Source organism: Burkholderia sp. Bp9140, from assembly GCF_003853425.1.
In the GTDB taxonomy this organism is placed as follows: Bacteria; Pseudomonadota; Gammaproteobacteria; order Burkholderiales; family Burkholderiaceae; genus Burkholderia.
In genome coordinates this window covers 1-26,658 of record NZ_QTPQ01000024.1, presented here as the reverse complement: position 1 = coordinate 26,658, position 26,658 = coordinate 1, and the positions used below count along the sequence as shown (strand labels likewise).

Sequence of the window (26,658 nt, the reverse complement as noted above, 5' to 3'; positions counted from 1 at the left end):
TGGCGATCGCGACGCACGCACGATACGCACCGCACGTACGACGAACACGGTTTTGACCGCACCTTTCGACAGGAGCTTCATCATGGAAAGCAAGACCCTCGCGGCGCCCGCCGCCGATCCCGCGGGCCCCGCACGCAACGGCCTGTTCGGATGGTATGCGGACGCGCAGCCGCGCGAACGCCGCGCGTTCTGGAGCTGCAAGGTCGGCTACATGCTCGACGGGATGGACACGCAGATGCTGTCTTTCGTGATCCCGACGCTCGTCGCGACCTGGGGCATCTCGCTCGCGGACGCCGGCTTCATCGGCACGATGACGCTGCTCGCGTCGGCGCTCGGCGGCTGGATCGCGGGCATCCTGTCCGACCGGATCGGCCGCGTGCGCACGCTGCAGCTGACCGTGCTGTGGTTCGCCGTCTTCACCGCATTGTGCGGGCTCGCGCAGAACTACCACCAGCTGCTCGCGGCGCGCGCGCTGATGGGCTTCGGCTTCGGCGGCGAATGGACGGCCGGCGCGGTGCTGATCGGCGAGGTGATCCGCGCGCGCGACCGCGGCAAGGCGGTCGGCCTCGTGCAGTCGGGCTGGGCGATCGGCTGGGGGCTGTCGGCGCTGCTGTATGCGCTGCTGTTCTCCGTGCTGCCGGCCGAACAGGCGTGGCGCGCGCTGTTCCTCGTCGGCCTCGCGCCGGCGCTGCTGGTGGTCGTGATCCGCCGCTACGTGAAGGAACCGGACGTCTACGAGAAGGAGAAGGCCACGCAGGCCAAGGTGGCCGACGCGCCGCGCCTCACCGAAATCTTCGCGCCGAAGCTGCTGTCGACGACGCTGCGCGCGGCGCTGCTGACCACCGGCGCACAGGGCGGCTACTACGCGATCACGACCTGGCTGCCGACGTTCCTGAAGACCGAGCGGCACCTGACCGTGATGGGCACCGGCGGCTATCTCGCGACCATCATCATCGGCTCGTGGGTCGGCTACCTGACGAGCGCATACCTGACCGACCGCCTCGGCCGCAAGCCGAACTTCATCCTGTTCGCACTCGGCTCGATGGTGATCGCGTTCGCCTATACGTCGCCGGCGCTGCACCTCACCAACGCATCGATGCTGTGGCTCGGCTTCCCGCTCGGCTTCTTCGCGTCGGGCATCTTCTCCGGGATGGGCGCGTTCCTCACCGAGCTGTTCCCGACGCGGGTGCGCGGCTCGGGGCAGGGCTTCTGCTACAACGTGGGCCGTGCGGTCGGCGCCCTGTTCCCGTTCCTGATCGGCGCGCTGTCCAAGCAATACGGGCTCGGCGCGAGCATCGGAATCTTCGCGGTCGCCGCCTACGGCGTGATGATCGTCGCCGCGCTGACGTTGCCTGAAACCCGCGGCCGCGAACTCGACGCCGCGTAAGCGGGCGCCTGCCCGCCACCTTTTTCTCTCCCTGTTCACCGAAGCCCTCACGCGGCGCGCGATGCGCGCCGTGCGGCGGCGCTCGTCTTCAGATTCAACGACGCATCGAGTTCATCGCCATGACTGACCGACACACTCTCCCCGTTTCCTCCGACGCCGCGCGCTGGCAATTCTGGATCGACCGCGGCGGCACCTTCACCGACATCGTCGCGCGCCGGCCCGACGGCTCGCTCGTCACGCACAAGCTGTTGTCGGAGAATCCCGAGCAGTATCGCGACGCGGCCGTGGCCGGGATCCGTCACCTGCTCGGCCTGGCCGACGGCGAGCCGATCACGCCCGAACGCGTCGACATGGTGAAGATGGGCACGACGGTCGCGACCAACGCGCTGCTCGAACGCAAGGGCGAACGCACCGCGCTCGCGACCACTCGCGGGTTTCGCGACGTGCTGCGCATCGCGTACCAGAATCGTCCGCGCCTGTTCGATCTCGACATCGTGCTGCCCGATGCGCTGTACGAGACCGTCGTCGAGGTCGACGAGCGGATCGGCGCGCACGGCGACGTCGTCGTGCCGCTCGACCTGCAACGCGCGGAAGCGGCGCTGCGCCGCGTGTTCGACTCGGGCGTGCAGGCGTTGGCCGTCGTGCTGATCCACGGCTATCGCTACACCGCGCACGAGCGTGCGCTGGCGGACCTCGCGCGCCGCATCGGCTTCACGCAGGTGTCGGTGTCGCACGAGGTGTCGCCGCTGATGAAGATGGTGTCGCGCGGCGACACGACCGTGGTCGACGCCTACCTGTCGCCGATCCTGCGCCGCTACGTCGAGCAGGTCGCGCACGAGATGCCGGGCGTGAACCTGCAGTTCATGCAGAGCAGCGGCGGCCTGACGCGCGCCGATGCGTTCCAGGGCAAGGACGCGATCCTGTCCGGCCCGGCCGGCGGCATCGTCGGGATGGTGCGCGCCGCGCGGGCGGCCGGCTTCGAGCGCGTGATCGGCTTCGACATGGGCGGCACGTCGACCGACGTGTCGCACTACCACGGCGAATTCGAGCGCGTGTTCGAGACGCAGGTGGCCGGCGTGCGGATGCGCGCGCCGATGATGAGCATCCACACGGTCGCGGCCGGCGGCGGCTCGGTGCTCGGCTTCGACGGCGCACGGCTGCGCGTCGGGCCCGAGTCGGCCGGCGCGAACCCGGGGCCGGCCGCGTACCGGCGCGGCGGCCCGCTGACGGTGACCGACTGCAACGTGATGCTCGGCAAGATCCAGCCCGACCATTTTCCGCGCGTGTTCGGCCCGCACGCGGACGAACCGCTCGACCGCGACGGCGTGGCCGCGAAATTCGCGGCGCTCGCCGACGAGATCCACGCGGCGACCGGGCGGCGCGACACGCCCGAGGCGCTGGCCGAAGGGTTCCTGGAGATCGCGATCGGCAGCATGGCGAACGCGATCAAGAAGATCTCGGTGCAGCGCGGCCACGACGTGTCGCGCTACGTGCTGACGACCTTCGGCGGCGCCGGCGGCCAGCACGCGTGCGGCGTGGCCGACGCGCTCGGGATGACGCAGGTGTTCGCGCATCCGCTCGCCGGCGTGCTGTCCGCCTACGGGATGGGGCTGGCCGACCAGACCGCGATGCGCGAGCGCGCGGTGGAAGCCGTGCTGTCCGACGCGTCGCTGCCCGCGCTGAACGCGGCGCTCGACCGGCTGACCGACGACGCGGTCGGCGCACTGCTCGAACAGGGCGTGCCGCCGGAACGCATCGCGACCGAGCGGCGGGTGCACCTGCGCTACCAAGGCACCGATTCCGCGCTCGACGTGCCGGCCGGCAGCGTCGCCGCGATGCAGCAGGCGTTCGAGGCCGCATACCGGCAGCGTTATGCGTTCCTGATGCCCGGCACGCCGCTGGTCGCCGAACTGGCGTCGGTCGAGGCGATCGGCCGGTCCGATGCGCCGGTCGAGGTCGCGCCGCTCGCGCCGCGCGACGATGATGCGGCGCCGCAAGCGCACAGCGCCGTGCGTTTCCATTCCGGCGGCCAGTGGCACGACGCCGCGCTGTACGTGCGCGACACGCTGCTCGCCGGCGACACGATCGACGGCCCGGCGATCGTCGCGGAGAAGAACGGCACGACCGTCGTCGAACCCGGCTGGCGCGCGCGGATGACCGCGCAGGGCAACCTCGTGCTGACGCGCACGACGCCGCTGCCGACCCGCCGCTCGCTCGGCACCGACGCCGATCCGGTGCGGCTCGAGATCTTCAACAACCTGTTCATGTCGATCGCCGAGCAGATGGGGCTGCGGCTGCAGAACACCGCGTACTCGGTGAACATCAAGGAGCGGCTCGACTTCTCGTGCGCGATCTTCGACGGCGACGGCAACCTGATCGCGAACGCGCCGCACATGCCCGTGCACCTCGGCTCGATGGGCGAGAGCATCCGCACGGTGATCGAGCGCAACCGCGGGCGCATGCGCGACGGCGACGTGTTCATGCTGAACGACCCGTATCACGGCGGCACGCATTTGCCGGACGTTACCGTCATCACGCCGGTGTTCGCGGACGGCTCCGACACACCGCTGTTCTACGTCGGCTCGCGCGGCCACCATGCGGACATCGGCGGCACGACGCCGGGCTCGATGCCGCCCGATTCGACGCACATCGACGAGGAGGGCGTGCTGATCGACAACTGGCAGCTCGTGTCGGCCGGCGTGCTGCGCGATGCGGACACGCGCGCGCTGCTCGCGTCGGGCCGCTATCCGGCGCGCAACGTCGAGCAGAACATGGCCGACCTGCGCGCGCAGATCGCCGCGAACCAGAAGGGCGTCGACGAGCTGCGGCGCATGGTCGGGCAGTTCGGCCGCGACGTCGTGCTCGCGTTCATGGGGCACGTGCAGGACAACGCGGAAGAGGCGGTGCGGCGCGTGATCGGCGCGCTGCAGGACGGCGCGTACCGCTATCCGCTCGACAACGGCGCCGAGATTCGCGTCGCGATTCGCGTGGATCGCGCGGCGCGCCGTGCGGAGATCGACTTCACCGGCACGTCGGCGCAGCTCGACAACAACTTCAATGCGCCGAAGGCCGTCTGCATGGCCGCGGTGTTGTACGTGTTCCGTACGCTGGTCGGCGCCGACATCCCGCTGAACGCCGGCTGCCTCAAGCCGCTCACGGTGATCGTGCCCGCGCGCTCGATGCTGAACCCCGAGTATCCGGCGGCGGTCGTGTCGGGCAACGTCGAGACGTCGTCGGCGATCACCAATGCGCTGTACGGTGCGCTCGGCTGCGTCGCGTCGAGCCAGGGAACGATGAATAACTTCACATTCGGCAACGAGAGGGTCCAGTACTACGAGACCATCGCCGGCGGCAGCGGCGCGGGCGATGGTTTCGCGGGCGTCGGCGCGGTGCAGACGCACATGACGAACTCGCGGCTGACCGACCCGGAGGTGCTCGAATGGCGCTACCCGGTGCGGCTCGACTCGCACCGGCTGCGCGCGGGTTCCGGCGGTGGCGGGCGCTGGCGCGGCGGCGACGGCGCGGTGCGGCGGATCCGCTTCCTCGAGCCGATGACCGCGTCGATCCTGTCGAACAACCGGATCCATGCGCCGTTCGGCGCGGCGGGCGGCGAAGCCGGCGCGGTCGGCCGCAACACCATCGAGCGCGCGGACGGCACGGTCGAGACGCTCGACCATATCGGCCGCGCGCAGATGGCGCCGGGCGACGTGTTCGTCGTCGAGACGCCGGGCGGCGGCGGTTACGGCGCGGCCGGCTGAGCGGCGCCGCGCAACGCGCGAGCAACCGGTGCGGCGGCGTGCATGCCGGACGGTTTTCGCGCGTCGCGGCGGGGCGATCGCACCGGTTCCATTCATGGCGCCGCCATGCCGGTGCAATCCCGCGATATATCCGCCCGCATCGATCGACGCGATATTGCAACGCATACGGGAATAAAGACACGCATTCCCGCAGGAACGGAAATGGAAATTCCCATTCCGCGTGTCGTCCACTGTGATCGGACCCCGACAAAATGGCACGGGGGCGGATCGATCCCGGGATCGGGCAATTCGCCGCAAACGCCCGCCCGGCGGGGCGCTCCGCCGATCGGTGCGACCCGCTCCGGCGCCCGTGCGCACATCGGCGCGCACGCCGCCATCACAAAAACGCCCCCGTGCCAATCGAGTTGCGATTCCTTGACACCCCGTTCCAAATGTGAGTGCCAATCTTCATCGTCATTTGATAAGATGGGTTCCATCATTCGTTTGGAAAATCTGCGCGCGAGAGGCGCGAACGCCGGGTCGCATTAGTTGTTGGAAACAAATACGGAACGAGGGTCGTTGTCACGGCCATCACGGCTGCCTTGCCGGGTACGCGCGCTGCGCGCCCGGGGATCGGGGGCGGCCAACTCGCCTCCGTCTACACTGTGCGTTTTTTCTGGATCGGGGCGTATCCATGGATGACGAAAACGAAAGCGCGGTGCTCGAAGCGCATCTCGGTACGCGCAGCCCATGCTGGCGCCTCGGCAGCGACAGCAACGCACTCGAACTGGCCGCCGTTCGCGGCCTGACCAATGTCGCGGTTGCGCTGACCGGCGAGCAGGCCGCGCGGATTCGCGCGCTCACCGGCGTCACGTCGCACCTCGTGCTCGACCTCGCGCTGTTCGGCGATCCGGTCAGCCTGCACCTGGTCGGCAGGAAGGTCGACACCGCCAACTGGGCCGGCACGGCCTCCGCTTATTCCGATACCGCGTCCGTCGCCGGCGATCTCGCGCACGGGCTCGCGTTCGCCGAGCAGGTCGTGTCCGAAGTGAATTCGCTCGTCGTGATCCTCGACCGCAACGGCATGGTGCAGCGCTTCAACCGCCTGTGCGAGGAAGTGACGGGCAAGCGCGAGGTCGACGTGATCGGCCGCAGCGCGTTCGAGCTGTTCATGAGCGCCGAGCAGGGCGCGCAGTCGCGCAGCAACATCACCGGCTTCTTCGCGAGCAACCGCTCGTTCGCGGTCGAGCGCTACATCAACACGGTCAACGGCCCGCGCCTGTTCCAGTTCCGCAACAAGTTCGTGCAGAGCGGCAGCGGCGCCGACGAGCAGTTCCTGATCTGCTCGGGCGTCGACGTCACCGAGGAGCGCAACGCGCAGCAGCGGCTCACCGAACTCGCGAATTCCGACGTGCTGACCGGCCTGCCGAACCGTCATGCGATCAGCGAGCGCATCCGCGTCGCGCTGGCCGCGGACCGTACCGACGTGCGCGGCCAGGTTGGCATCCTGTTCCTCGATCTCGACAACTTCAAGCGCGTCAACGACCACTACGGACACATCACCGGCGACCGCCTGCTGCAGGACGTGTCCACGGTCATCGGTGGCTGCCTGCCGTCCGGCGCGACGCTCGCGCGGCTCGGCGGCGACGAATTCCTGGTGCTGTTCGAGCACGGCACGCGGCCGCTGCTCGAGGCGACCGCGCAGATCATCCTCGAGCAGTTGCGTACGCCGATCCACCTCGGGCTGGTGGAGGTCTACACGAGTTGCTCGATCGGCATCGCGATGTATCCGCAGCACGGCGATTCGCTCGAAACGCTGATCCGCAGCGCCGACACCGCGATGTACGTCGCGAAGGAAGAGGGCAAGCATACGTACCGCGTGTTCTCGATGGAGATGAACCAGAAGGTCGCGAAGTTCATGTGGCTCGACACGAACCTGCGCAAGGCGCTCGAGGAAGAACAGTTCGTGCTGCATTACCAGCCCGTCGTCGACATCGCGACCGGCGACGTGCACGGCGTGGAGGCGCTGATCCGCTGGCAGTCGCCCGATCGCGGGCTCGTCGCGCCGATCGAGTTCATCCGCTTCGCCGAGGAGTCGGGGCTGATCGCGCCGCTCGGCCGCTGGGTGATGCGCACCGCGGCCGCGCAGGCCGCCGCGTGGAGGGCGAAGGGGCTCGACGTGCGGATCGCGGTGAACGTGTCCGCGCGGCAGTTGCAGGACATGAACATCGTCGATCAGTTCGCGTCGATTCTCGACGGCGCGGGGCTGAAGCCGAGCCTGGTCGACATCGAGCTCACCGAAAGCAGCTTCATCGAGGACGAGGAAGCGGCGCACGAGCTGATGAAGCAGTTCCGCCAGCTCGGCGCGGAGATTCACCTCGACGATTTCGGCACCGGCTATTCGTCGCTGTCGCAACTGTCGCGCCTGCCGCTCGATTCGATCAAGCTCGATCGCAGCTTCATCACCGGCATCGATCGCAACCCGCGCTCGCAGGCGCTGGTGCGCTCGGTCGTGTCGCTCGCGAAGGCGCTGAGTTTCTCGGTGGTCGCCGAAGGCGTCGAGACGCACGCGGAAGCCGAATTCCTGAAGCAGATCAACGTCGACCACGCGCAGGGCTTCTACTTTGCGCGGCCGATGCCGGCCCAGGCCTTCGAGGCGTGGCTCGTGGAAACGAGAAAGCTCAGGCTGATCGCCTGAGCCTCCCCGCTTGACGGAGTGCGCCGCCTGCCGGCGGCGCGCTCCGCTCACGTCACACCGTGCGCAGCTTCGACACGCGCCGGTTCTGCAGCATCACCAGGCGTTCCATGTACGCGAGGTCCTTCGGCTCGATCGTGAACGCCGCGCGAACCCATTCCTCGGTGATGTCCATCAGCTCGGAACGGGTGAGGTGGAACACGCGTTCGCGTGCGCGCAGCATCGCGCGGATGCCGTTCAGCTTCGGCTTGATCACGTCGATGAAGGTGCGCGTCGCGAGATACGCGTCGCCCGCGTCGAACGTCTGGTCGATCAGCCCGCGATCCTCGTACCACTCGGCCGCATGCGGCTCGCCGGTCGAGATCAGCGATTCCGCGAGCCCGCGGTCCGCCTTGCGCGCGACCAGCGAATAGCCGCCCATGCCCGGGAACAGGTTGAACGCGATCTCGGGAAAGCCGAGCTTCACGCCTTTCTGCGCGAGCATGTAGTGGTGCGCGAGGGCGGCCTCGAAGCCGCCGCCCAGCGCGCTGCCCTCGATCATCGCGATCGAGATCGCACCGGTGCCGAAGCCCGTGTAGATCTCGTACACGCCGTCGATGCACGAGCGCGCGTAGGCCACCAGCTGGTCGCGGCGGCCGCTGCGGATCGCGTCGACGAAGAAGCTCAGGTCGCCGCCGACGTTGAACAGTTCGGGGACGAGCGAGCCCGTCACCCAGAAGTCGAACGGCAGGCCGGAGTCGCGAGCGACGCGCGCGAGATGGATGATGTCGGTGACGAGTTGCTGGTTGAAGCACGGCCGCGGCTCCGATCGCAGCATCATCCACATGACGTTGCGGCCTTCTTCGTAGAACGCGGTCAGTTGCGTGAGTTCGCCCGCTTCGTAAAACGGACGGCACGCCGGATGGGATTGGAGTTGCATGGTATGTCCTCGAGATGTGGTTTTTGAAAGCCCGCGCGACCGGCGCTACGCGGGGAAACCGGCTCCCCTCATGACGCCGGTCGCGAGGCATCGCCATTGTTGCGCGCACACAAAAGCGGAATTGCGGGGAACAACGCACGATCTCGGATCGCGGCGCGGGTATGAATCGCGTTGCTTGCGAACCATGCAAACCGGTCATCCCGTGCAAGCCGTGCGAACGGTGGGCATGACGAGATCGCGTGACGGGCGAAGAGACACGGGCGGCATCGCGCAAGCGGCGATGGGGGGATGCGCGCCGATGCGTGGAGAGCGGCGCGCGATTCGCTCATGCGCTGAAAGTGACGCCGCGCCATCGGCCGTCACGCATGGAACAGGCGGGCTGGTGCGGTAGCCGGCAGTCGGCTGGCTTGGGAGGATGACGCCCCGCGCCCGGCGTTCGGGGAGGGGACCATGACCGCATTCCGGAAGACGTGGCAGCGGCTCGCCGGATAGCCGCTGGATGCGAGCATGTACGCGCTGCCGTGGGTCGACCGGTTGTATCCCGGACACTTCCGCGACGTGATCTTCCTCGCGCCGGACGAAGGCGACGCGAAGGCATGCGCCGGGCACGAGCATCGCGAGCGGCTGCGTCACACGATCATCGAGTCGCTCGACTGCTACGTCGTGCACGGCCGCCGCAGCGGCATCGCGGCCGACTGCCGGATCGCGTCCGGCACGAACCCGGTCGTCGAATTCATGAACCTCGCGCCGTCGACGCTCGATGCCTGTCCGAACGCCATGTGTTTCGCGCGCAAGCCGATCTTCCGGCGCGTGAATTTCCTGATCGCGTGGTGACACGACCCGACGCCGGTCGAACTGCAGGCGCGGCGGCATGTCGAGGGGCGGCAGATGGTGCTGTTGTCGATGAACGTCGGATCGCGGGCGGGTGAAACGGAGATCACCGGCCGACGCAAACGATTCAACCTGACGCGTCGCGTCATATCGTAAGCAATGGAAAATAAGTTGAAGCGTGGCCCGGAGCGCGGTCGGCGGCGCTGAGCGCCGCACGGTCGCGCGGCGACGACAAGGGGGACATGACGGTGATGGTTACGTTTCGGTCATCCGCCGCACCGGACATCGTGATGTTGCGCGATCTGGCGCAGTACCTGCCGGGGCTCGTCGGCAAGGGGCTCGACGAGCACGGGGTGATTTCCACTGACGAATTGCCGGGCGCGATCGCGTGGCTCGAGCAGGCGGTCAGGGACGACATGGCGCGGGAACGCGCGCACGAGCGCTCGACGCAGGCGCGGCGCACCGAACTGTCGCCGCATGCGGGCGGGCTTGCGCAACGCGCGTGGCCGCTGCTGGACATGATGCGTGCGGCCCACGAACAGGGCCGGCACGTGATGTGGGGTGTGCAGGCGCGCGACGCGCCGGCTGCCCGAAGACGAACCTCCGCTGCAAGGCCGACGGCCTGGCGTCGCGCGACGCCGTGCCGCCGGCCGATTTTTTGTGTGTGGCGCGATTACGGGTGACGGTGCGTATGCGAGCGTGACGAACGCCGCGAGGAGCGGTGCAGCAGCCTGTCGCGCGTGCGGTCGCGGCCGCGTTGGGCCGCGAAGAACAGCACCGCGAACACGAGAACCGCGAGCAGTACGAGGGTCTGGACGATACCGTTTTCCATGTCGCCTCCGGCAGGATGGGGGACGCGGTGCGCGGTGGCCGGGCGTCGGCTTGCCGGCTTGCCGGTGCCGGCCACCTTCGTATCGATGAAGCGCTTGGCCAGGGCGGTCGAGATCTTGATCGCGTCCGCGTCGTTGCGGAACACGTGATGCTTCGGGTCGAGCAGGTGCGCCTCATGGCGGCCGCCGGCATCGCGCCAGTACACGACGGCGAGCGGCTGGTACAACGCGCCGGGTTCGAGACCCTCGCCGGCCACCGGGTCGACCGGCGCGCCCGCGCGGATCTCATATTGACGATAGGTCACGCAGCGCGATGGTTCCATGATGATTTCCTTCCGGTGCCGTTCGTTCCGACCCCGCGCCGCACGTCGCGCTGCGATCACGTCGGCATCGGCATCGCTTCGATCAGCGCGGTCCCGAGCCGCGCGCCGATCGCGGCGCCGCCCCGCTTCGGATGCCCCCGCTCGAAATGCAGCGCTGTCAGCAGCGCACCAATCGGGATCACGCCCGGCAGCGCGAACGCGATCACGAGACAAGCGATTTCGACATCGGTGTTGATCAACATGATGTCTCCTTCCCCCTGTCGGCGCGTCGAATTCACCGGATCGTCATCCGGACCGGCGACATCGTGCGCGCGCCGCAGGCCTGCGTGACGCGTGCGGCGCGGCCGGCCGCGTCGCGGCTTGACGCTCGCGGGCACGTCACCCACACTGGTCTGAACGACGGGGCGCGGCGCGCGCGGACGCGTGCCCGTCGCGTCCCGACATGAACACGAACGCGCGGAGAGCCTGGACGTGGTGCGTTTTCCGTTCCGATCGACCGGCAGCGTGCCGGGCCGCGCCGCTGCGCTCGCGGCGGCCGTCGTCGTTGCCGCGCTCGCGCGTCCGGCGGTCGCCGAGACGGGCGACGAAGCGCCCGTCACGCTCGTCAGCGATGTCCACGTGTTCGTGCTCCAGCACGACGGCTCGCTCGACGAGCACGACGATTCGACATTGCGCGCGAACGATGCGAACGGGATCGATGCGATCGCACAGCGCTACGTATGGTTCGACAAGAACCTGGAGAAGGTCGAGCTGGTCGCGGCCGAGACGATCGATCGCGACGGCGTCGCGCATCCGGTCGGCCCCGATGGCATCCGCGACGTCCAGGAGCCGCGTTCGGCCGGCGCGCCGACCTTCCAGGACGGGCTGCTGCGCACCGTCGTGTTTCCCGGCGTCGAGGCCGGGTCGAGCACGCGCATCGCGTTCCGCAAGTCGCGCACGAAGCCGGTCAACGCCGGTTACTTCGGCTACTACGTCGAACCGTCGCGCGAGCCGGTGGAGAACCAGCGGCTGATCTTCGACGTGCCGGCCGACATGCCGCTGCATGCGGACGCGCGCGGCTACGTCGCGCTGCCGCCGGTAACGGCGAACGGCCGCACGCGCTACACGTTCGATTACCGGCACGGCCCGTACGACCGGATCGAGAGCGGCTCGGTCGGCTATCCGACCTACGGCGACCGGCTCGTGGTGTCCACGCTGCCCGACTATGCGGCGTTCGCCGCGCGCTACCGCAACGCGGCCGTCGATGCGAGCGCGAACGATCCGGCCGTCGTGCAGCTGGCGCGCGCGCTCACCGCGGACGCCGCCGATCCGCACGACCGGGCGCGCATTCTGTACGACTGGGTGCAGGCGAACGTGCGTTACGTCGCGCTTTTTCTCGGCGAGACGGCCGCCGCGCCGCATCGCGTGACGGACATCCTGCGCAACCGCTACGGCGACTGCAAGGATCATGTCGCGCTGTTCGGCGCGCTGCTCGCGGCGGTCGGCATTCGCAGCGAACCGGTGCTGATCAATCTCGGCGCCGTGTACACGCTGCCGTCCGTGCCCGGTTACGGCGGCGGCGCGATCAATCACGCGATCACGTGGCTGCCCGAGCTCGGCCTCTACGCGGACACCACGACGGCCGGCATCGCGTTCGGCTACCTGCCGCCGATCGTGATGGACCGGCCGGCGCTGCTCGTCGACACCGGCGTGCTGTCGCGCACGCCGGCCGCGCAGCCGAAGCGCCGTACCGCGCGCGTGGAGATCGATGCGGCGCAACCGGGCGCCGCGCGGTTTCACGCGCGCGTCGAGGACGACGGCTGGACGGCGGAGCTGGAGCGCAACCTGTTTCGCCGCGCGCCGCCCGAGCGCATCCGGCAGCTTGCGAACGAACGCGTGCGGCAAAGCGGGTTGCGTGGCCGCGCGCAGATCGTGACGAGCGATCGCCGCGCGACGGACGGACCGTTCGATGTGACGTATGCCGGCACGCTCGATCACGTCGTGTGGCCGGACGGCACGACCGCCGTGCCTGCGCTGTCGAGCGTCACGGGCGGCATCGCGACGCAGGTCGAGGGCTGGCTCGCCGAACCGGTGCGCATGCAGCCGTGGGTGTGTCTCGGCGGCACGTTCGAAGAGACCGGTCAGATCGCGCTGCCGGCCGGCGTCGCGGTGACCGACTTGCCGACCGATACGGCCGTGCACGACAGCTTCGTCGACTTCACGTCGCATTATGTATTCGACGCGGCCGCGCACGTCGTGCAGGTCACGCGTCGGATGAGGGCCGGGTTCGGCCGGCAGGTCTGCACGGCAGACGAGTTCACGGCATTGCGCGCATCGCTCGAACGCATCGAACGCGACGCGCAGGCGCAGATCGTCGTGCGGGCGAAGGGGCGTTGAGCGGGGGAAGACAGTGAGCGCGTCACCGTCGTCGGCCGACGCGCAGGAGGGAAATCATGACGGAACGGGATCACGAGATCGCCGATCTCTCGAAGGAATTGCTGGGCCGGATCGTGCAGGGCATGATCGCGAACGGTGCGGCCGTGGATGCGGAGCAGTGCGCGGCGCTTGCCGTGCAGTGCGCGACGGCGCTGGTCGACAAGCTGGACGCGCACGACGGCTGAGCGGAATCGTGGCGGCCGGCGCCGGATTGCACGATGCCGGGGCGACCCGGCAGGCGCGCATCACGTCGCGCTGCGTGGCACGAGATGCGTCATGCGCCGGCGTGCGTGTCGCCTTCCGCGCGCACCGCCCCCGGCGGCCGCCCGACCACGCGCTTGAATGCGCGGCTGAACGCGGCGAGCGACCCGTAGCCGAGCCGGTACGCGACCGCTTCGATCGTCTCGCGGTCGCGTGCGATCCACTGCGCGGCGAGCCGCATCCGCAGCTCGGTCAGGTAGCGCACCGGGGTCATCCCGGTGGCTGCGAGAAAGCGCTCCGCGAACACCGAGCGCGACACGCCCGCTTCGGCGGCCAGCTCCGCGACGCTCCAGTTGCGCCCCGGATCGCGATGCAGCGCGACGATCGCGCGGCCGAGCTTCGGTTCGCGCAGCGCCTGCACCCAGCCCGTCGCGTCGCCGCACCCGCACTCGACCCAGCCGCGCACGATGAACGCGGCGACCACGTCCGCGAGCCGCGCGAGGATGCCCGCGAAGCCCGCGCGTTCGGAGCACGATTCGCGCTCCATCGCGTCGAGCATCGGGCGGATTTCCGGGTAGCGCGCGAGCAGCGTGCCGACGTGCATGAATTCCGGCATCGTCCCGACGAGCGGCTGCATGCCGCCGAGATCGAGCTCCATGCACGCGCTGAAGATCAGCGCATCGCCGGCGGCCGGCTCCGTCGCGGCGCACGACGTCGCGCCCACCGACGCGACCGTGTCGCAGATCCTCGCGACCTCGAACCCGCCGATCTCGCGGCACGGCGCATCCGGATCGGACACCAGCGCGTGCGTGCGGCCGTGCGGCAGCAGGATCGCGTCGCCGGCCTCGAGCCGCACCGTCGTGCCGTCCGCGTCGCGCAGCAGCACGGGCCCGCGCCCGACGAAATGGAACTGCGCGCGGCCCGGCGCGTGGCCGAAGCTCAGCCCGAACGGCCGCGGCACCTGGATCCGGCGGTACTGCACGCCGCTCAGGCGCATGCCCAGCAGCAGCTCGCTGACGAGGTCGTGCACGTCGGGCACGGGAGGAAGCAGGGGCTCGGACATATCGAGATACGGACGATCGATCAACAAGAACGGATTGTATGTCATAGACCGTCCTGTCGTCGTTCCTTACGATACGTCGTCATCGGTATTTTCCCTATACGACTCGGAACGACGCATGAATCCCGGAATCTCCTCTGCCGCCGCCACGGCGGCTCCCCGCGAACCGGCCTGGGGCGCCGTCTTCGCGATGACGCTCGGCGTGTTCGGCCTCGTCACCGCCGAATTCCTGCCCGCGAGCCTGCTCACGCCGATGGCCGACAGCCTCGGCGTGACCGAAGGCGTGGCCGGCCAGGCCGTCACGGCCACCGCGACGGTCGCGCTCGTCACGAGCCTGCTGATCTCGGCGCTGACGCGCACGATCGACCGCCGGCGCGTGCTGCTCGCGTTCTCCGTGCTGCTCGTCGCGTCGAATTTCGCGGTCGCGTTCGCGCCCAACCTGGCGACGCTGCTGATCGGCCGCGTCGTGCTCGGCGTCGCGCTCGGCGGCTTCTGGACGATGGCGACGGCCACCGCGATGCGGCTCGTGCCGACCGCGATGGTGCCGCGCGCGCTGTCGATCATCTTCAGCGGCGTGGCGGTCGCCACGATCGCGTCCGCGCCGATGGGCAGCTACTTCGGGCACCTGATCGGCTGGCGCAACGTATTCCTGATCGCGGCCGGACTCGGCGGCGTCGCGTTCGTGTCGCAGGTCGTGACGCTGCCGTCGATGCCGCCGAGCGGCACGACGCGGCTGCGCACGCTCGTCGACGTGCTGCGCCGGCCGACCGTCGGCCTCGGGATGTTCGCGACGATCCTCGTGTTCACCGGGCACTTCGCGTTCTTCACGTATCTGCGGCCGTTCCTCGAACAGGTCGCCGGCGTCGGCGTGAACGGGCTGTCGGCGATCCTGCTCGGCTACGGGATCGCGAACTTCGTCGGCACGTCGCTCGCGGGCCGCGTGCTCGAACACCGGCTGCGGCCGATGCTGATCGGGATGCCGGCGCTGATGGTCGTGCTCGGCATCGCGCTCGTCGCGCTCGGCCGCGCGCCGATGCTCGACGCGGTGCTCGTCGCGTTGTGGGGGATGGCGTTCGGCGGCGTGCCGGTCGCCTGGTCGACGTGGGTCACGCGCACCGTGCCCGATGAAGCCGAGAGCGCGGGCGGGCTGATCGTCGCGGCGATCCAGCTCGCGATCGCAACGGGCGCGGCGGCGGGCGGCGTCGTGTTCGACGCGAACGGCGCAGGCGGCGTGTTCCTCGGGGCGGCCGCGGTGCTGGCCGTCGCGGTCGCGACGATCGTGACCGGCGTGCCCAAGCGGGTCGGCGTCGCGACGGCGCTGGCCGAGTGACGGTTCGCAGCGGGCCGGCGCGCGCGATCGTGCACCGGCTCGCTGCTCGGTGCGTCGGCGCGTGCGCGTCGAGCAACTGCCGGTGACGCGTTCCGGTGGCGTCGTCCGCGGGGAACATGCACTCCATGCGCAGTTCCTGCGCGGCGACGCTTTGCGGCGTACCGACCGTCGTGATCAGCGAGCAATAACGCAGCACGACGCCTTCGTGGACGAAGCTGACCGGAATGACGGGCATCGCTGGTGCGGCGGCCGGTACCTGCGGTGTTTTCCCGTCTCCTCCGAGCAGCGGCTAGCCGCCTTGCTTCACCACTGCCGCGAGCGCCTTCATCGCCTGCAGGTAAGGGTACGGCCCGTGACTGATGCGCGCCACGCCGTATTCCGCGAGTTCGGCGAGCGTCGGCGTGTCGGCGACGCGCATGATGTTCACGGGCAGCGGCGATGCGGCCGTCAGCGCGCGAATCAGCGCCGGCGCGCGCAGGCCCGGCACGAACAGGCCGTCGGCGCCCGCCGCCGCGTAAGCGCGTGCGCGGGTCAGCACGTCGTCCAGAAGCCGCGCGTCGTGCGTATCGGCCGCGGCCTTGAAGAACACGTCGGTGCGCGCGTTGATGAAGTAGCCGATATCCGCGCGATCGGCCGCCTGCCGCGCCGCCACGAGTCGCGCGGCCGCATCGTCGACGGTGCGCAGCTCGCCCGTCGCCGGAAAGCTGTCCTCGAGATTGCAGCCGATCGCGCCGGCCTCGATGCTGCGCGCGATCGTGTCGGCGACCTCCTCCAGCCGCTCGCCGTATCCGCTTTCGAGATCGACGGTGACGGGCAGGTCGGTCGCCTGCGTGATCCGCGCGAGCACTTCCATCACGAGCGCTTTCGGCATCTGCTCGCCGTCGACGAAACCGTTGGCGACGGCGACCGACCAGCTGCCCGTCGCCAGCGCGATGCCGCCCGCGTCGGCCACCGTGCGCGCACTGCCGGCGTCCCACACGTTGAACAGCGCGAGCGGCTGGCCCGCGCGATGCAGCGAACGGAAATACGCGGCTTTTTCCTTGCTATTGCGGCTCATACTCGTCCCTCCGGTTGAAATTCCGATCGGTGACCGTGTCGAACGATACGTCGACCATGTCGAGCGCCGCGAGGAAATCGCGCGCGTCGAACAGTTCACCGAGACTGCGCACGCCGCCCGATGCCAGCGTCCTGCCGCTCAGCAACCGGACCGTCGCCTCGACGATGATCGGTGCGCTGACCGCATAGATGTCGCGTCCGGACGCGGTTGCGCGATGCGTGGTGCCGTTCTGCACGACGACGGCGTCCATCGCGAATTGCTGCGCCGAGCGGCCCAGCGCGTCGACCGGTTGCGGCGGCGGCGTGCCGGCATCGCGCACGTCGCGCAGCGCGAGCGTCGCGAGCCAGGACTCGATCGTATCGATGCGCAGATGACGTGCGAGTGTCATCACTTCCGAGAACGGCAGCAGCGTCACGTCGACGTCGCCGAGCGGCGACGGGAACGGCCACCTGCGTTCGCGCGCCGTCGACGGCACCGCGGCGGGCTTGCCGTCCTTCTGAATCAGCCGGATCGCGCGATTGCGCGCGCCGGTCACGCGCGTGCCGCGCGTCGGATGCCAGCTGTCGAGGCCGGTCGCGATGTCGACGCGCTCGATCGGCCGGCGCGGGTCGACGACGGCCGTGACGAGCAGGTCGGCCAGGCCGCCGTAGAACGCGGCGGCCGGCACGAGCGTCACGCCGGCGGCGCGTGCGCGGGCGTCGCGCTGGTCGGCCAGCGCCTGGACCGACGGCTGCTCGGCCGTCAGGTCGAGGTACGGGATGCCGGCCCGCAACGCCGCATCGGCGAGCGGCAGCGCGGTATCGAGGTACGGGCCCGCGCAGTTGATCACCGCGTGCGCGCCGCGCAACGCGGCGTCGAGCGCGGCCGGATCGTCGACCGTTGCGACGCGCCACGGCGCCACGTCGTTGCCGCCTTGCGCGAGCCGCGCTGCGTCGCGCCCAATGCGGATCGCTCCAAGGCCGCGCCGTTCCAGTTCGGCGACGACAAACCGCCCGGTGTGACCCGTGGCGCCATACACTGCAACCGTCATTTGACCGTCCATGATCGACTACGGTACAGAACGGTCTGTTTTATAGTACAGACCTGTAGCGTCGTCAACCCCGCGGTGCTATCATCGAACCGCACTTTTGCGGGACAGGCGGCCCTCGGCGGCCGGGCTTCGATGAAAAAGGGAACTGACACGAACGGGCGCGCGCCCGATACGCGTGAGCGCATTCTGCAAACGGCGAGCGCGCTGTTCTATCGGGAAGGGACGCGGGCGGTCGGCGTGGATCTGATCGTCGCGCAGGCGGGCGTCGCGAAGACGAGCCTGTATCGGCACTTCGCGACGAAGGACGACCTGATCGAGGCGTTCTTGCTGCGCGAGGATGCGGATTTCTGGGCGCACTGGGACGCCGTGGCCGCGCAGTACCGGCGCACGCCGCGCGAGGAACTGGATGCGCAGCTGCAATGGATCGGCGAGCGCATCGAGCGCCCCGGTTATCGCGGTTGTCCGCAGATCAACATCGCCGCCGAGTACGCGGACGGCAATCATCCGGCCCGCAAGGTCGCCGTCGCGCACAAGCAGGAATTGCGGCGCCGGCTGACGGAACTGGCGAGCGCGATGCGGATCGACGAACCGGAAACCTACGCGCTGCGGCTCGCGACCGTGATCGACGGCGCGCTCAGCAGCGGGCAGGCGCTGCACGCGCACGGGCCCGTGCGCTTCCTGCAGGCGTTCGCGCAATTGCTGATGCCGAAGAAGGGCAGGAAGTGAATCACATGGCGCACCGCGTCATCCGCGCGTAGCCGGATCCTCCGACAGCGCGCGCAACTGGCCGCGCAACACATCGACTGCTCCTGGTGCGAACGGCCGTTCGATGTCGGCGTGCGTTTGCTGCCACAGCGGGAACGCTTCGGCGAGCAGCTGATGACCGGCCGGCGTGAGTTCCAGCAGGCGGCTGCGCTTGTCGTCCGGATCCTGCGTGATGGTGAGCAACCCGCGCCGCTCGAGCGGCTTGAGCGCGGCGGTCAGCGTGGTGCGGTCCATCGCGAGCAGCGACGCGACCGATTTCATTGCGGCCGGCTTCGGCCGGTTCAGCGACATCAATAGCGAAAACTGGCCGTTGGTGAGATCCAGCGGACGCAGCACATCGTCGAAGATGCGCGCGAGATTGCGCGCCGCGCGCTGCATGTGCAGGCACAGGCAGCAATCGCGCACCATCAGCGTCGCTTCGAAGGGGAGCTTTTCTTTTCGTGCCATGTTGCAATTGTGTTGATATCAACCTATCTTGTCAAGGTCGAGGCGCGGCAGCCCGCGGCGCCCGTCATCGGAGGAGGAAGCATGAGTGCGCAACAGCAGTTGTATCTCGCCGTATTCCTCGGCAGCAAGGAGAGTCCGGCCATGAAGGCGTGGATGGCGCTACCGGAGGAGGAGCGGCGCACGCGCGAGCGGGACGGCATTGCCGCATGGCATGCATGGGTCGACCGCCATCGCGACGCGATCGTCGAGATGGGCGGCCCGCTCGGCAAGACCAAGACCATCGGCAAGGGCGGCATCACGGACACCGCCAATGCGATGAGCGGCTTTACCGTCGTGCGCGCCGCATCGCACGACGCGGCCGCCGCGCTGTTCGAAGGTCATCCGCATTTCACGCTGTTCCCGGGCGAGTCGATCGACGTGATGCCGGTGCTGGCGATTCCCGGCGCGTGAACGATGCGCGATGAACCCTGCCGGGCGCCGCGCGTCGTCGATGCGCCGCGGCCGGCATGGCGCGCATTTCCCGACATTCTGGATGGAGACTGGCGATGAAGCTTTACGGATTTGCCGGCACCCGCTCGCAACGCGCGTTGTGGGGGCTGAAGGAACTGGACGCGGATTTCGAGTTCGTGTCGGTCAACCTGCTGGCGGGCGAGCACAAGCGGCCCGAATTCCTGCGCCTCAACCCGGCCGGCAAGGTGCCCGTGCTGGTGGACGGCGACCTCGTGATTCCCGAGTCGGCCGCGATCGTGCTGTATCTCGCGGACAAGTATCCGGAGAAGGCGCTGCTGCCCACCGATCCGGCGCTGCGTGCGCAGGCTTATCGGTGGGTGATGTTCGCGGTGACGGAGCTCGAGCAGCCGCTGTGGCGCATTACGCGGCATACGTTCATCTATCCACCCGAGAAGCGTTCGCCGGCCGACATCGAACTCGCGCGCGAGGACTTCACGGCGATGGCCACGATCCTCGACCGGCATCTCGAAGGGCGTGAATTCATCGTCGGCGATACGCTGACGGTGGCCGATTGCGTGACCGCGTATCTGATCGACTGGGCGAGCGAGTGCAACCTGATCGAACCGTTCCCGCAATTGCGGGCGTATCTCGAACGCTTGTATGCGCGGCCGAAGGCGCCGCAGCGGATCGCGGACGCGCGCAAGGCGGCGTGAAAGGGTGGTCGGTCATGTCGATTGGCGTGATCGGCCACGAACATTGTTGCAGACCGTTGCCATTCGCTGGACGTGAATCCGGCCATCCTTTATCCCTTCAGCTTCCGAGAAAAAAGACGGTTGCTGAGAGAGAAGCATGGTCCGAGAACGAGATACGCAACGCGCAGTCGCACAGTGGAAAACCGGTCGTCAGTCGTATTTCCTCGAGGTGCCCGGCGCACCCGCGGCGCAGGATCTGTCGATCATGTCGTTCGTGCTCGACGAGCGACTCGGCGAGCCCTATCGGATCGAGGTGACGCTGACGAGCCCGGTTTCGCTCGCACGTGCCGATTACCTCAATCGTCCCGCGACCTTCACGATCGAGCCGCCGGGCACGAACGGCCCGACGGACGCGGTGCGTCGATTCGCCGGCTGCATCACCGCGTTCGGCCAGATCCGCAAGACGCGCGATTTCGTGTCGTACAGGATCGTCGTCGAGCCGTTCGTCGCCCGTTTGCGCCTCGTGGAGGCGACCCGCATTTATCAGCAACAGTCCGTGCCGGAGATCATCGAATCGATCCTCAGGCGGTACGAATTCCGCGCGCACCAGTTTTCGTTCAAGCTGCGGCACGCGTATCCGCGTCTTGCGTTTCGCATGCAGTACCGGATGTCCGATTGGGCTTACATCCGCCTGCTGATGGAACAAACCGGATTGTTCTGTTTTTTCCGGGCGGGACAGCATGGCGACGAACTGCATTTCGGCGATGATGTCGATGCCTATTCGTACCGTCCGCAAATCACCATTCCGTACCGCGAAGCAAGCGGTCTCGAAAGCGGTCACGAAGCCGTGCTTTCGCTCGAATCGTTGAGCGAAACGATTCCTCGCTCGATCAAGGTCGCCGATTACAACCCCGAGAAGGCTGACGACCGGTTCAACGCCGAAGCGAACATCGCGCGCGACGATCCGACGACATGGGGCGCGAGCTACGTCTACGGCACCCATCATCCGGATGGCGACGAAGCCCGGCGCGAAGCGCAATTGCGCCACGAGGCGGCGCTCGCATGGCAGGTCACGTATTCGGGCAAGAGTTCGGTCGTCGACTTCGCACCGGGGCTTGTCGCGAAGCTCGACGAGCAGCCGGCCGACGCGCCGCACGGGATCGTGATCGTGTCGGTGCGTCATGCCGGCGGCCGCGATGCGTCGTACATCAATACGTTCGATGCGATTCCGTGCGGCCGGCCATTTCGGCTGAAACTCGACGAGCGCCGCTGGCCGACGATTGCCGGCACGTTGTCGGCACGAGTCACGACGCCGGACGCTTCACCGTATGCGCACCTGACGAGCGAAGGGTGTTACACCGTACGCTTCGATTTCGACTTCGACACATGGCCGGCCGGCGGCGAGTGCGTGCCGCTGCGCCTCGCCAAGCCCTTCGCGGGCAGCCATCAGACGGGATTCCACTTTCCGCTGCTGGCCGATACCGAAGTCGCGGTCGCATTTGCCGGCGGCAACCCGAACCGGCCGTATATCGCGCATGCGCAGCATCACAGTCAGGCCGTCGACCTGGTCACGAGCCGGGATGGTTTCAACACGCGCAACGTGATTCGCACGCGAGCGAACAACAAGCTTCGCTTCGAGGACCGGAAGGGACGCGAAGGCATCAAGCTGTCGACCGATTTCGGCGGCAAGACCCAGGTCAATCTTGGTCACCTCGTCGATCGGCGCAAGGAGGCGCGCGGCGACGGGTTCGAAGTCAGAACCGACGAGCGTGGCGTACTGCGCGCCGGCAAGGGGCTGTTCCTGTCGGCCGATGCGCAGTCGAACGCGGGCGGGCACGCTTTCGACATGACGGTCGCGCGGCAGCAGCTCGACGCGGCGCGATCCCGCATGCGGAGTCTGACCGATGCGGTCGAGAAGGCGCGAGCGACGGTGGCGGCCTGCGAAGCGCAGCAGGCATTGCTCGACGCGCAGGTTCGGGATCTCGAGGCCGCCGTGTTGCTCGCATCGGCGCCGCACGGGGTTGCCGTGACCAGCGGCGAACACATGCAACTGGCGGCTGGCGGGCATCTCTTCACGACGACGGGCGGCAATGCCGATGCGGCGATCGGCGGCAACTATACGGTTGCAGCGGGCAATGCGGTGTCGCTGTATGCGCATGCGCAGGGGATGAAGTTGTACGCGGGCGCGGGCAAGGTCGACGTTCAGGCGCAAGCGGACGCGCTCGAACTGACGGCGCTGAAGGGGGTGACGATCGCAAGCACGTCGGATGCCGTGACGCTGAATGCGCGGAAGGCGTTGGTGCTGATGTGCGGCGGCGCATATATCAAGCTCGAAGGCGGGCGGGTGGAGATCGGCAGTGCGGCCGAAATCCGGTTGAATGGGCCGCTGAATGCCGGGCCGTCCGCGACGCGACGGCAGGCACTGCCGCTGATGCCCGAACAGGAAAAAACCGGCATTCAGCTCTGGCATGCGTATCCGAACGGAGAACCCGTCAGGAACGCGCCGTATCGAGTGACGTTCCCGGACGGTTCGTGGCGCGAGGGGCGACTGGATGCCAACGGAAGAGGCACGGTGGCGAATGTGCCGCGTGGCGGCGGTGCGGTCGAGTATCTCGAGGAAGCCCACGATCTTCAGGACAACGCACGCAAGTGGGGGGAACCGAAGGGCGCGCCGCACTTCGCGGCATCCGGTGACGCCGCCCGGACCGTGCCTAGCCTCGTCGGGGCAGCGATGGCCGCGGCGATTCCGGAGGCGGCCGCAGCGACGCGAGCGTTGGAGTCGGTCGCGGCGATCAAGGCGAAGGCGACGAGCGTTGCTTCGAGCGTCGCGCAAGGCGATGTCGCCGCTGTCGCTCGGTCCGCTCCAGACATGACCGGCCGGCCGCTCGTGCGTTCCGTGGCCAACGGCGCGGCGGCTGCGGGTCCCGGCGCTGCTCCGGACCTCGTCAAATCCACCGTGTCGCGCTGACTGGCGCCCCGCATTCCTTTTCCCGTTCAAAACCGATAACAACCCATGGCCGGAACCGCAGCTCCCTCCACCATTCAGCGCCCGATCCCGACGGCCCTCCGGCAAAACGCCGAAGCGCGGCGCGTGATCGTCAGCCCGTTTCCTGCGCCTGAAACCTCGCCGAGATTGATCGCGGCCGGCGTCGAATCCGTCGGGGACCCCCGCCTCGAGATCTTCGTTCAGTGCCTGTACATGGTGCCGTTCGTCGGCAATGCGATGTCGCTGTACGACGTCGGCGTCGACATCTACCGGATCTGCAGCGAGCCGGGCGGCACGACGAAGGTGCTCAACTGGGGGATTCTCGCGATCGATGCGATCGGTGTCGTGCCCGCCGCGGGCAATGCGACGCGGCCGGCGCGCGCGGTCGTCAAGGAGGTGCTGCTCGCCTTCGCGAAAGGGGCGGGCGCAGCGGTGCTGGTTGATCTGTTCTGGGCGACGGCCGGCGGCGACGTGCTCGCCTTCATGGCGGAACTCGATACGCATCTCCGGAAGTGGCAGGACGACATCGTCAAGGGCGTGCGCGAAGCGTCGCAGACCCTGCGGCGCTTCGTGTTGAACCCCGTGTCGGCGGCCGAGCAGATGGGGCGCATCCGGAAGAACCCGGGTTTCCTGTCGTGGGTGCCGTCAACGGAGGAGATCGCGCTCGTCGGCATCGACCAGCTTCTCAAGCTGTCCGGCCAGCGCGACGCGATCGTCGCATGGCTGGATGCATTCGATCGGCATACCGAACCGATGCTGAACAGCGCGTTCGGTAGCGCGCAAGAGGCGGGCAGCCTGCTGTTCATGGCCGCTCAAATCACCGCCGAAATCAAGGCGAGAAAGGCGCGCGGGATTCCGTCGCATGTGGCGCAGGCCGTGCCGGGCACGATGCGCGCGCCGCACCGCAAGCCCGGCGCGCACCGCGATTCGACGCAGAAGGGCGCGCCGCCGAGCGCACTGCCGGCGAAGGACGGTTGCGGCTGCCCGCGGACCGCGAGTGCGAAACCGGTCAACTATGCGATGGGCGACGAGAACCTCGAACAGACCGACTTCGTGGTCGACGCGATCGTGCCGATCGTGTGGAAGCGCCGCTACCGGTCGAGCCTTGCCGCCTACGATGCAAGCCCGCTCGGGGCGCGCTGGAGCAGCCCGTATCACCTGTCGCTGGAGGAGCGCGACGGCGCGCTGACGTTCTTCGACCCGGTTGGCCGGGCGGTGCCGCTGCCGCGGGTGGCGGTCGGCGAAACGATCGAGGTGCCGACCGAGCAGTTCAGCGTGACGCGTCCCGATGCACGGCATGTCCTGCTCGCGTATCCCGACGGCTCGCACGAACGCTATGAGCGACACGGCACGGCCACGCTCGTTCGCTATCGCCTCGCGTCCCGCCAGCACCGCGATGGCCTCGGCCTGGGTTTCACCTATAACGCCGCGGACGAACTCGTCGCGATCGGTGACGATGCGGGCAACGCGATCCGCATCGATTATGTCGACGGACGCGTGTCGGCGATCTATCGCGCCGGCGTACCGGGCCTCGCCAACGAGGCGCTCGCGCGCTACGCGTATAGCGCCGAAGGCGACCTCGTCGGCCACGTCGACATGCTCGGGTGCCGGCGGACCTATGCGTACGCGCACCATCTGCTCACGCGCCATACGGATTTCAACGGCCACGCCGCGAACCTGACCTGGGACTGGCCGGGCCGCCGCGAAGGCGTGCCGGCCCCGGCCGACGCGAAGTGCGTGCGCACGTGGTTCGGCAATGAAGGGCAACCGCCGCAGGACGACACGTATTTCGCGTACCACCGCGAGCATTGGCACACGGTGGTCACCGATGCAGACGGCCACGCGACGATCCATCGCTACGATCACGACAACCGGATCGTGCTGGTCGAGCACCCTGACGGCTCGGCCGACTCGTATGAATGGGACGACCGGCACCGCCTGGTCGGTACCCAAAACGCGCTGGGTCACACGCAACGCTTTGCCTACGACGAGCAGGGGCGCCTGACGGCCAAGACCGATGCGCTCGGCAATACCACCCGCATCGACTACGACGACAGCGGTTTGCCGGTGACGGTCACCGCGCCGGAGGGTCGTGTCACGCAGACGGCCTACGACGGGCTCGGGCGGCCGGTCTCGGTGACGGACGCAGCGGGGCGCACGACGCGCTATGCGTGGGGCACCCAGGGCGAGTTGCTGTCGCTGACCGATCCGAAGGGCGGCGTGAGGCGATTCCGTTACGACCAGGCCGGCCGGCTGACCGAGGCGACCGATTGCTCCGGCCACGCGACGCGGTATGGCTACGACGAGCGTGGCCATCCTTCCATGATCACCGACGCCGAAGGCCACGTCACGCGCTACCGGTGCGATGCCCGGGGGCAGATCGTCAGCGTCACGCATCCGGATGGCGTCGAAGAACGCTTTACGTGGGATGCCGAAGGCAACCTGCGCACCTACCGTGACGGCGCGGGACAGATTACCGAATACACCTTCAACGCGCGTCGGCAACCGACCTGGCGCAGGGACGCGGCGGGCCGGGAGCTCTTGTATGGATACGACCGGCAGTGGCGACTGGACCGGCTGACCAACGAGAACGGCGAGCAGACGCGATTCGGCTACGACGCGTCGGGGCGGCTGATCGAGCAGACGGATTTCGACGGCGGCACGACGCACTACCGGTGGGACGATGCGGGGCAACTCGCCGGCTCGCGGCAAGGCGACATCGAGACGACCTATGTGCGCGATCCGCTGGGGCGGTTGACGCAACGCGAGACGAAGGGCGCGGGCGGTAGCGGTCACGCAAACGAGCGTTTTTATTACGACGCCCGCGGCCGGCTGACCACCACGCAGAATCACCGGGGGAGTGTCCGGCTGTATTACGACGAAGCCGATAACCTGATCGCGGAGGAGCAGACGATTCGTCCGGACACCGACGGGATGTACACGTCGGTGACTCGCCACGAATACGACGCACTCGGCAACCGGATTCGCACGCAGCTGCCCAATACCCGCACGATCGATTGGCTGCGCTATGGCTCGGGCCATTTGCATGGCGTGTTGCTGGACGGCCAGCCGCTCGTGGACTTCGAGCGCGACAAGCTGCATCGCGAGATCGTGCGCCGGTATCGCAGCTTCGAGCAGGTTCGGGAATACGATCCGGCAGGACGATTGCAGTGCATGGCCGTGCGACGTGACGGGAGCGCGCGGCTGGCGGACTGGATGGCCGGACGCCGGTTCCAGTACGACGCGGCCGGTCACCTGACGCGCATCGAGGATCGCGCGCGCGGGGTGACCGACTACCTGTACGACCCGACGGGGCGTTTGCTGAAGGCAACGACGCTCGATCTGCAGGAGGTGTTTGCGTTCGACCCGGCAGGCAATCCGGTGGATCCGGAGAAGATCCCGCCCCGGCCGACCGACGAACCACTCGAGTCGGTGATGGCGCGGATGCAGCGACAGATGGCGCAGGACCGCGCATGGTGGGATGCGCATCCGGGGGAACGGTT

General features: G+C 68.3%; 18 protein-coding genes and 3 pseudogenes. 13 read left to right on the top strand and 8 right to left on the bottom strand.

Features of this window, described 5'->3' with window-relative positions; all coding sequences use genetic code 11:
• The first annotated feature begins 82 nt into the window (after positions 1-82).
• The 3 genes from DIE21_RS20335 (at position 83) to pdeR (ending at position 7,822) form a co-directional block, all read left to right on the top strand.
• Positions 83-1,387: an MFS transporter gene (locus DIE21_RS20335; RefSeq protein WP_124499404.1), complete on the top strand. Its 1,305-nt coding sequence runs from the start codon at positions 83-85 to the stop codon at positions 1,385-1,387.
• Between the two features lie 119 nt (positions 1,388-1,506).
• On the top strand, positions 1,507-5,145 hold the full coding sequence (locus tag DIE21_RS20330) for a hydantoinase B/oxoprolinase family protein (protein ID WP_124499403.1): 3,639 nt from the start codon (positions 1,507-1,509) through the stop codon (positions 5,143-5,145).
• A 673-nt stretch (positions 5,146-5,818) separates the two neighbouring features.
• Positions 5,819-7,822, top strand: a complete 2,004-nt coding sequence (pdeR, locus tag DIE21_RS20320; protein ID WP_124499402.1) for a cyclic di-GMP phosphodiesterase — start codon at positions 5,819-5,821, stop codon at positions 7,820-7,822.
• 52 nt (positions 7,823-7,874) lie between these two features.
• On the opposite strand, the gene DIE21_RS20315 is transcribed toward pdeR, so the two are convergent.
• On the bottom strand, positions 7,875-8,738 hold the full coding sequence (locus DIE21_RS20315; RefSeq protein WP_124499401.1) for a crotonase/enoyl-CoA hydratase family protein: 864 nt from the start codon (positions 8,736-8,738) through the stop codon (positions 7,875-7,877).
• Positions 8,739-9,245: 507 nt separating this feature from the next.
• Here DIE21_RS20315 and DIE21_RS20310 point away from each other — a divergent pair.
• Complete coding sequence (locus tag DIE21_RS20310) at positions 9,246-9,572, top strand: hypothetical protein (protein ID WP_260432540.1); 327 nt, start codon at positions 9,246-9,248, stop codon at positions 9,570-9,572.
• Between the two features lie 245 nt (positions 9,573-9,817).
• A pseudogene (locus DIE21_RS20305) lies at positions 9,818-10,135 on the top strand (DUF1840 domain-containing protein); the annotation flags it as partial.
• 317 nt (positions 10,136-10,452) lie between these two features.
• Here DIE21_RS20305 and DIE21_RS38170 read toward each other — a convergent pair.
• Positions 10,453-10,722: pseudogene (locus DIE21_RS38170) on the bottom strand (hypothetical protein); the annotation flags it as partial.
• A 56-nt stretch (positions 10,723-10,778) separates the two neighbouring features.
• Positions 10,779-10,964, bottom strand: a complete 186-nt coding sequence (locus DIE21_RS20295; protein WP_124499400.1) for a hypothetical protein — start codon at positions 10,962-10,964, stop codon at positions 10,779-10,781.
• Between the two features lie 229 nt (positions 10,965-11,193).
• On the opposite strand from DIE21_RS20295, the gene DIE21_RS20290 reads away from it, so the two are divergent.
• Both DIE21_RS20290 and DIE21_RS37300 read left to right on the top strand, forming a co-directional pair.
• Complete coding sequence (locus DIE21_RS20290; protein WP_124499399.1) at positions 11,194-13,098, top strand: DUF3857 domain-containing transglutaminase family protein; 1,905 nt, start codon at positions 11,194-11,196, stop codon at positions 13,096-13,098.
• A gap of 56 nt (positions 13,099-13,154) precedes the next feature.
• Positions 13,155-13,322 (top strand): hypothetical protein, encoded by a 168-nt coding sequence (locus DIE21_RS37300; RefSeq protein WP_185640522.1) that lies wholly within the window; start codon positions 13,155-13,157, stop codon positions 13,320-13,322.
• A gap of 89 nt (positions 13,323-13,411) precedes the next feature.
• Here DIE21_RS37300 and DIE21_RS20285 read toward each other — a convergent pair whose 3' ends face one another.
• Entirely contained in the window at positions 13,412-14,446 is a 1,035-nt protein-coding gene (locus DIE21_RS20285) for an AraC family transcriptional regulator (RefSeq protein ID WP_124499398.1), read from the bottom strand.
• A gap of 70 nt (positions 14,447-14,516) precedes the next feature.
• Here DIE21_RS20285 and DIE21_RS20280 point away from each other — a divergent pair, with 70 nt between their 5' ends.
• Positions 14,517-15,728, top strand: a complete 1,212-nt coding sequence (locus DIE21_RS20280; RefSeq protein WP_124499397.1) for an MFS transporter — start codon at positions 14,517-14,519, stop codon at positions 15,726-15,728.
• A gap of 58 nt (positions 15,729-15,786) precedes the next feature.
• Here the strand turns inward: DIE21_RS20280 and DIE21_RS37870 are convergent.
• The 3 genes and pseudogenes from DIE21_RS37870 to DIE21_RS20265 form a co-directional block, all read right to left on the bottom strand.
• A pseudogene (locus tag DIE21_RS37870) lies at positions 15,787-15,972 on the bottom strand (transcriptional regulator); the annotation flags it as partial.
• A 45-nt stretch (positions 15,973-16,017) separates the two neighbouring features.
• Positions 16,018-16,785, bottom strand: a complete 768-nt coding sequence (locus tag DIE21_RS20270; RefSeq protein WP_124499396.1) for an isocitrate lyase/phosphoenolpyruvate mutase family protein — start codon at positions 16,783-16,785, stop codon at positions 16,018-16,020.
• Entirely contained in the window at positions 16,772-17,815 is a 1,044-nt protein-coding gene (locus DIE21_RS20265; protein WP_260432538.1) for a trans-acting enoyl reductase family protein, read from the bottom strand. Before DIE21_RS20265 ends, DIE21_RS20270 begins: the two co-directional genes overlap by 14 nt.
• A 132-nt stretch (positions 17,816-17,947) precedes the next feature.
• Between DIE21_RS20265 and DIE21_RS20260 the strand changes: the two genes are divergently transcribed.
• Positions 17,948-18,541 carry a TetR/AcrR family transcriptional regulator gene (locus DIE21_RS20260; protein WP_124499394.1) on the top strand — a complete coding sequence of 198 codons (594 nt, stop codon included), beginning with the start codon at positions 17,948-17,950 and terminating at the stop codon, positions 18,539-18,541.
• Positions 18,542-18,559: 18 nt separating this feature from the next.
• Here DIE21_RS20260 and DIE21_RS20255 read toward each other — a convergent pair whose 3' ends face one another.
• Positions 18,560-19,027: a MarR family winged helix-turn-helix transcriptional regulator gene (locus tag DIE21_RS20255; RefSeq protein ID WP_124499393.1), complete on the bottom strand. Its 468-nt coding sequence runs from the start codon at positions 19,025-19,027 to the stop codon at positions 18,560-18,562.
• An 81-nt stretch (positions 19,028-19,108) separates the two neighbouring features.
• On the opposite strand from DIE21_RS20255, the gene DIE21_RS20250 reads away from it, so the two are divergent.
• From DIE21_RS20250 to DIE21_RS20235, 4 genes are all read left to right on the top strand, one after another.
• Positions 19,109-19,477: a hypothetical protein gene (locus DIE21_RS20250; protein WP_124499392.1), complete on the top strand. Its 369-nt coding sequence runs from the start codon at positions 19,109-19,111 to the stop codon at positions 19,475-19,477.
• Positions 19,478-19,572: 95 nt separating this feature from the next.
• Positions 19,573-20,190, top strand: coding sequence for a glutathione S-transferase family protein (locus tag DIE21_RS20245; protein WP_124499391.1), 618 nt, complete (start codon positions 19,573-19,575; stop codon positions 20,188-20,190).
• A 136-nt stretch (positions 20,191-20,326) separates the two neighbouring features.
• Entirely contained in the window at positions 20,327-23,137 is a 2,811-nt protein-coding gene (locus DIE21_RS20240) for a type VI secretion system Vgr family protein (protein WP_124499390.1), read from the top strand.
• Positions 23,138-23,182: 45 nt separating this feature from the next.
• On the top strand, positions 23,183-26,658 hold a 3,476-nt coding region (locus DIE21_RS20235), incomplete at its 3' end, for a DUF6531 domain-containing protein (protein WP_148092760.1).

Excerpts from the sequence above, each read along its gene's own strand:
- DIE21_RS20255 (WP_124499393.1), bottom strand. The coding sequence starts at position 19,027 with ATGGCACGAAAAGAAAAGCTCCCCTTCGAAGCGACGCTGATGGTGCGC.
- DIE21_RS20285 (WP_124499398.1), bottom strand. The coding sequence starts at position 14,446 with ATGACATACAATCCGTTCTTGTTGATCGATCGTCCGTATCTCGATATG.
- DIE21_RS20310 (WP_260432540.1), top strand. The coding sequence starts at position 9,246 with ATGTACGCGCTGCCGTGGGTCGACCGGTTGTATCCCGGACACTTCCGC.
- DIE21_RS37300 (WP_185640522.1), top strand. The coding sequence starts at position 13,155 with ATGACGGAACGGGATCACGAGATCGCCGATCTCTCGAAGGAATTGCTG.
- DIE21_RS20280 (WP_124499397.1), top strand. The coding sequence starts at position 14,517 with ATGAATCCCGGAATCTCCTCTGCCGCCGCCACGGCGGCTCCCCGCGAA.
- DIE21_RS20250 (WP_124499392.1), top strand. The coding sequence starts at position 19,109 with ATGAGTGCGCAACAGCAGTTGTATCTCGCCGTATTCCTCGGCAGCAAG.
- DIE21_RS20335 (WP_124499404.1), top strand. The coding sequence starts at position 83 with ATGGAAAGCAAGACCCTCGCGGCGCCCGCCGCCGATCCCGCGGGCCCC.
- DIE21_RS20295 (WP_124499400.1), bottom strand. The coding sequence starts at position 10,964 with ATGTTGATCAACACCGATGTCGAAATCGCTTGTCTCGTGATCGCGTTC.
- DIE21_RS20245 (WP_124499391.1), top strand. The coding sequence starts at position 19,573 with ATGAAGCTTTACGGATTTGCCGGCACCCGCTCGCAACGCGCGTTGTGG.
- DIE21_RS20240 (WP_124499390.1), top strand. The coding sequence starts at position 20,327 with ATGGTCCGAGAACGAGATACGCAACGCGCAGTCGCACAGTGGAAAACC.
- DIE21_RS20265 (WP_260432538.1), bottom strand. The coding sequence starts at position 17,815 with ATGACGGTTGCAGTGTATGGCGCCACGGGTCACACCGGGCGGTTTGTC.
- DIE21_RS20270 (WP_124499396.1), bottom strand. The coding sequence starts at position 16,785 with ATGAGCCGCAATAGCAAGGAAAAAGCCGCGTATTTCCGTTCGCTGCAT.
- DIE21_RS20330 (WP_124499403.1), top strand. The coding sequence starts at position 1,507 with ATGACTGACCGACACACTCTCCCCGTTTCCTCCGACGCCGCGCGCTGG.
- pdeR (WP_124499402.1), top strand. The coding sequence starts at position 5,819 with ATGGATGACGAAAACGAAAGCGCGGTGCTCGAAGCGCATCTCGGTACG.
- DIE21_RS20260 (WP_124499394.1), top strand. The coding sequence starts at position 17,948 with ATGAAAAAGGGAACTGACACGAACGGGCGCGCGCCCGATACGCGTGAG.
- DIE21_RS20315 (WP_124499401.1), bottom strand. The coding sequence starts at position 8,738 with ATGCAACTCCAATCCCATCCGGCGTGCCGTCCGTTTTACGAAGCGGGC.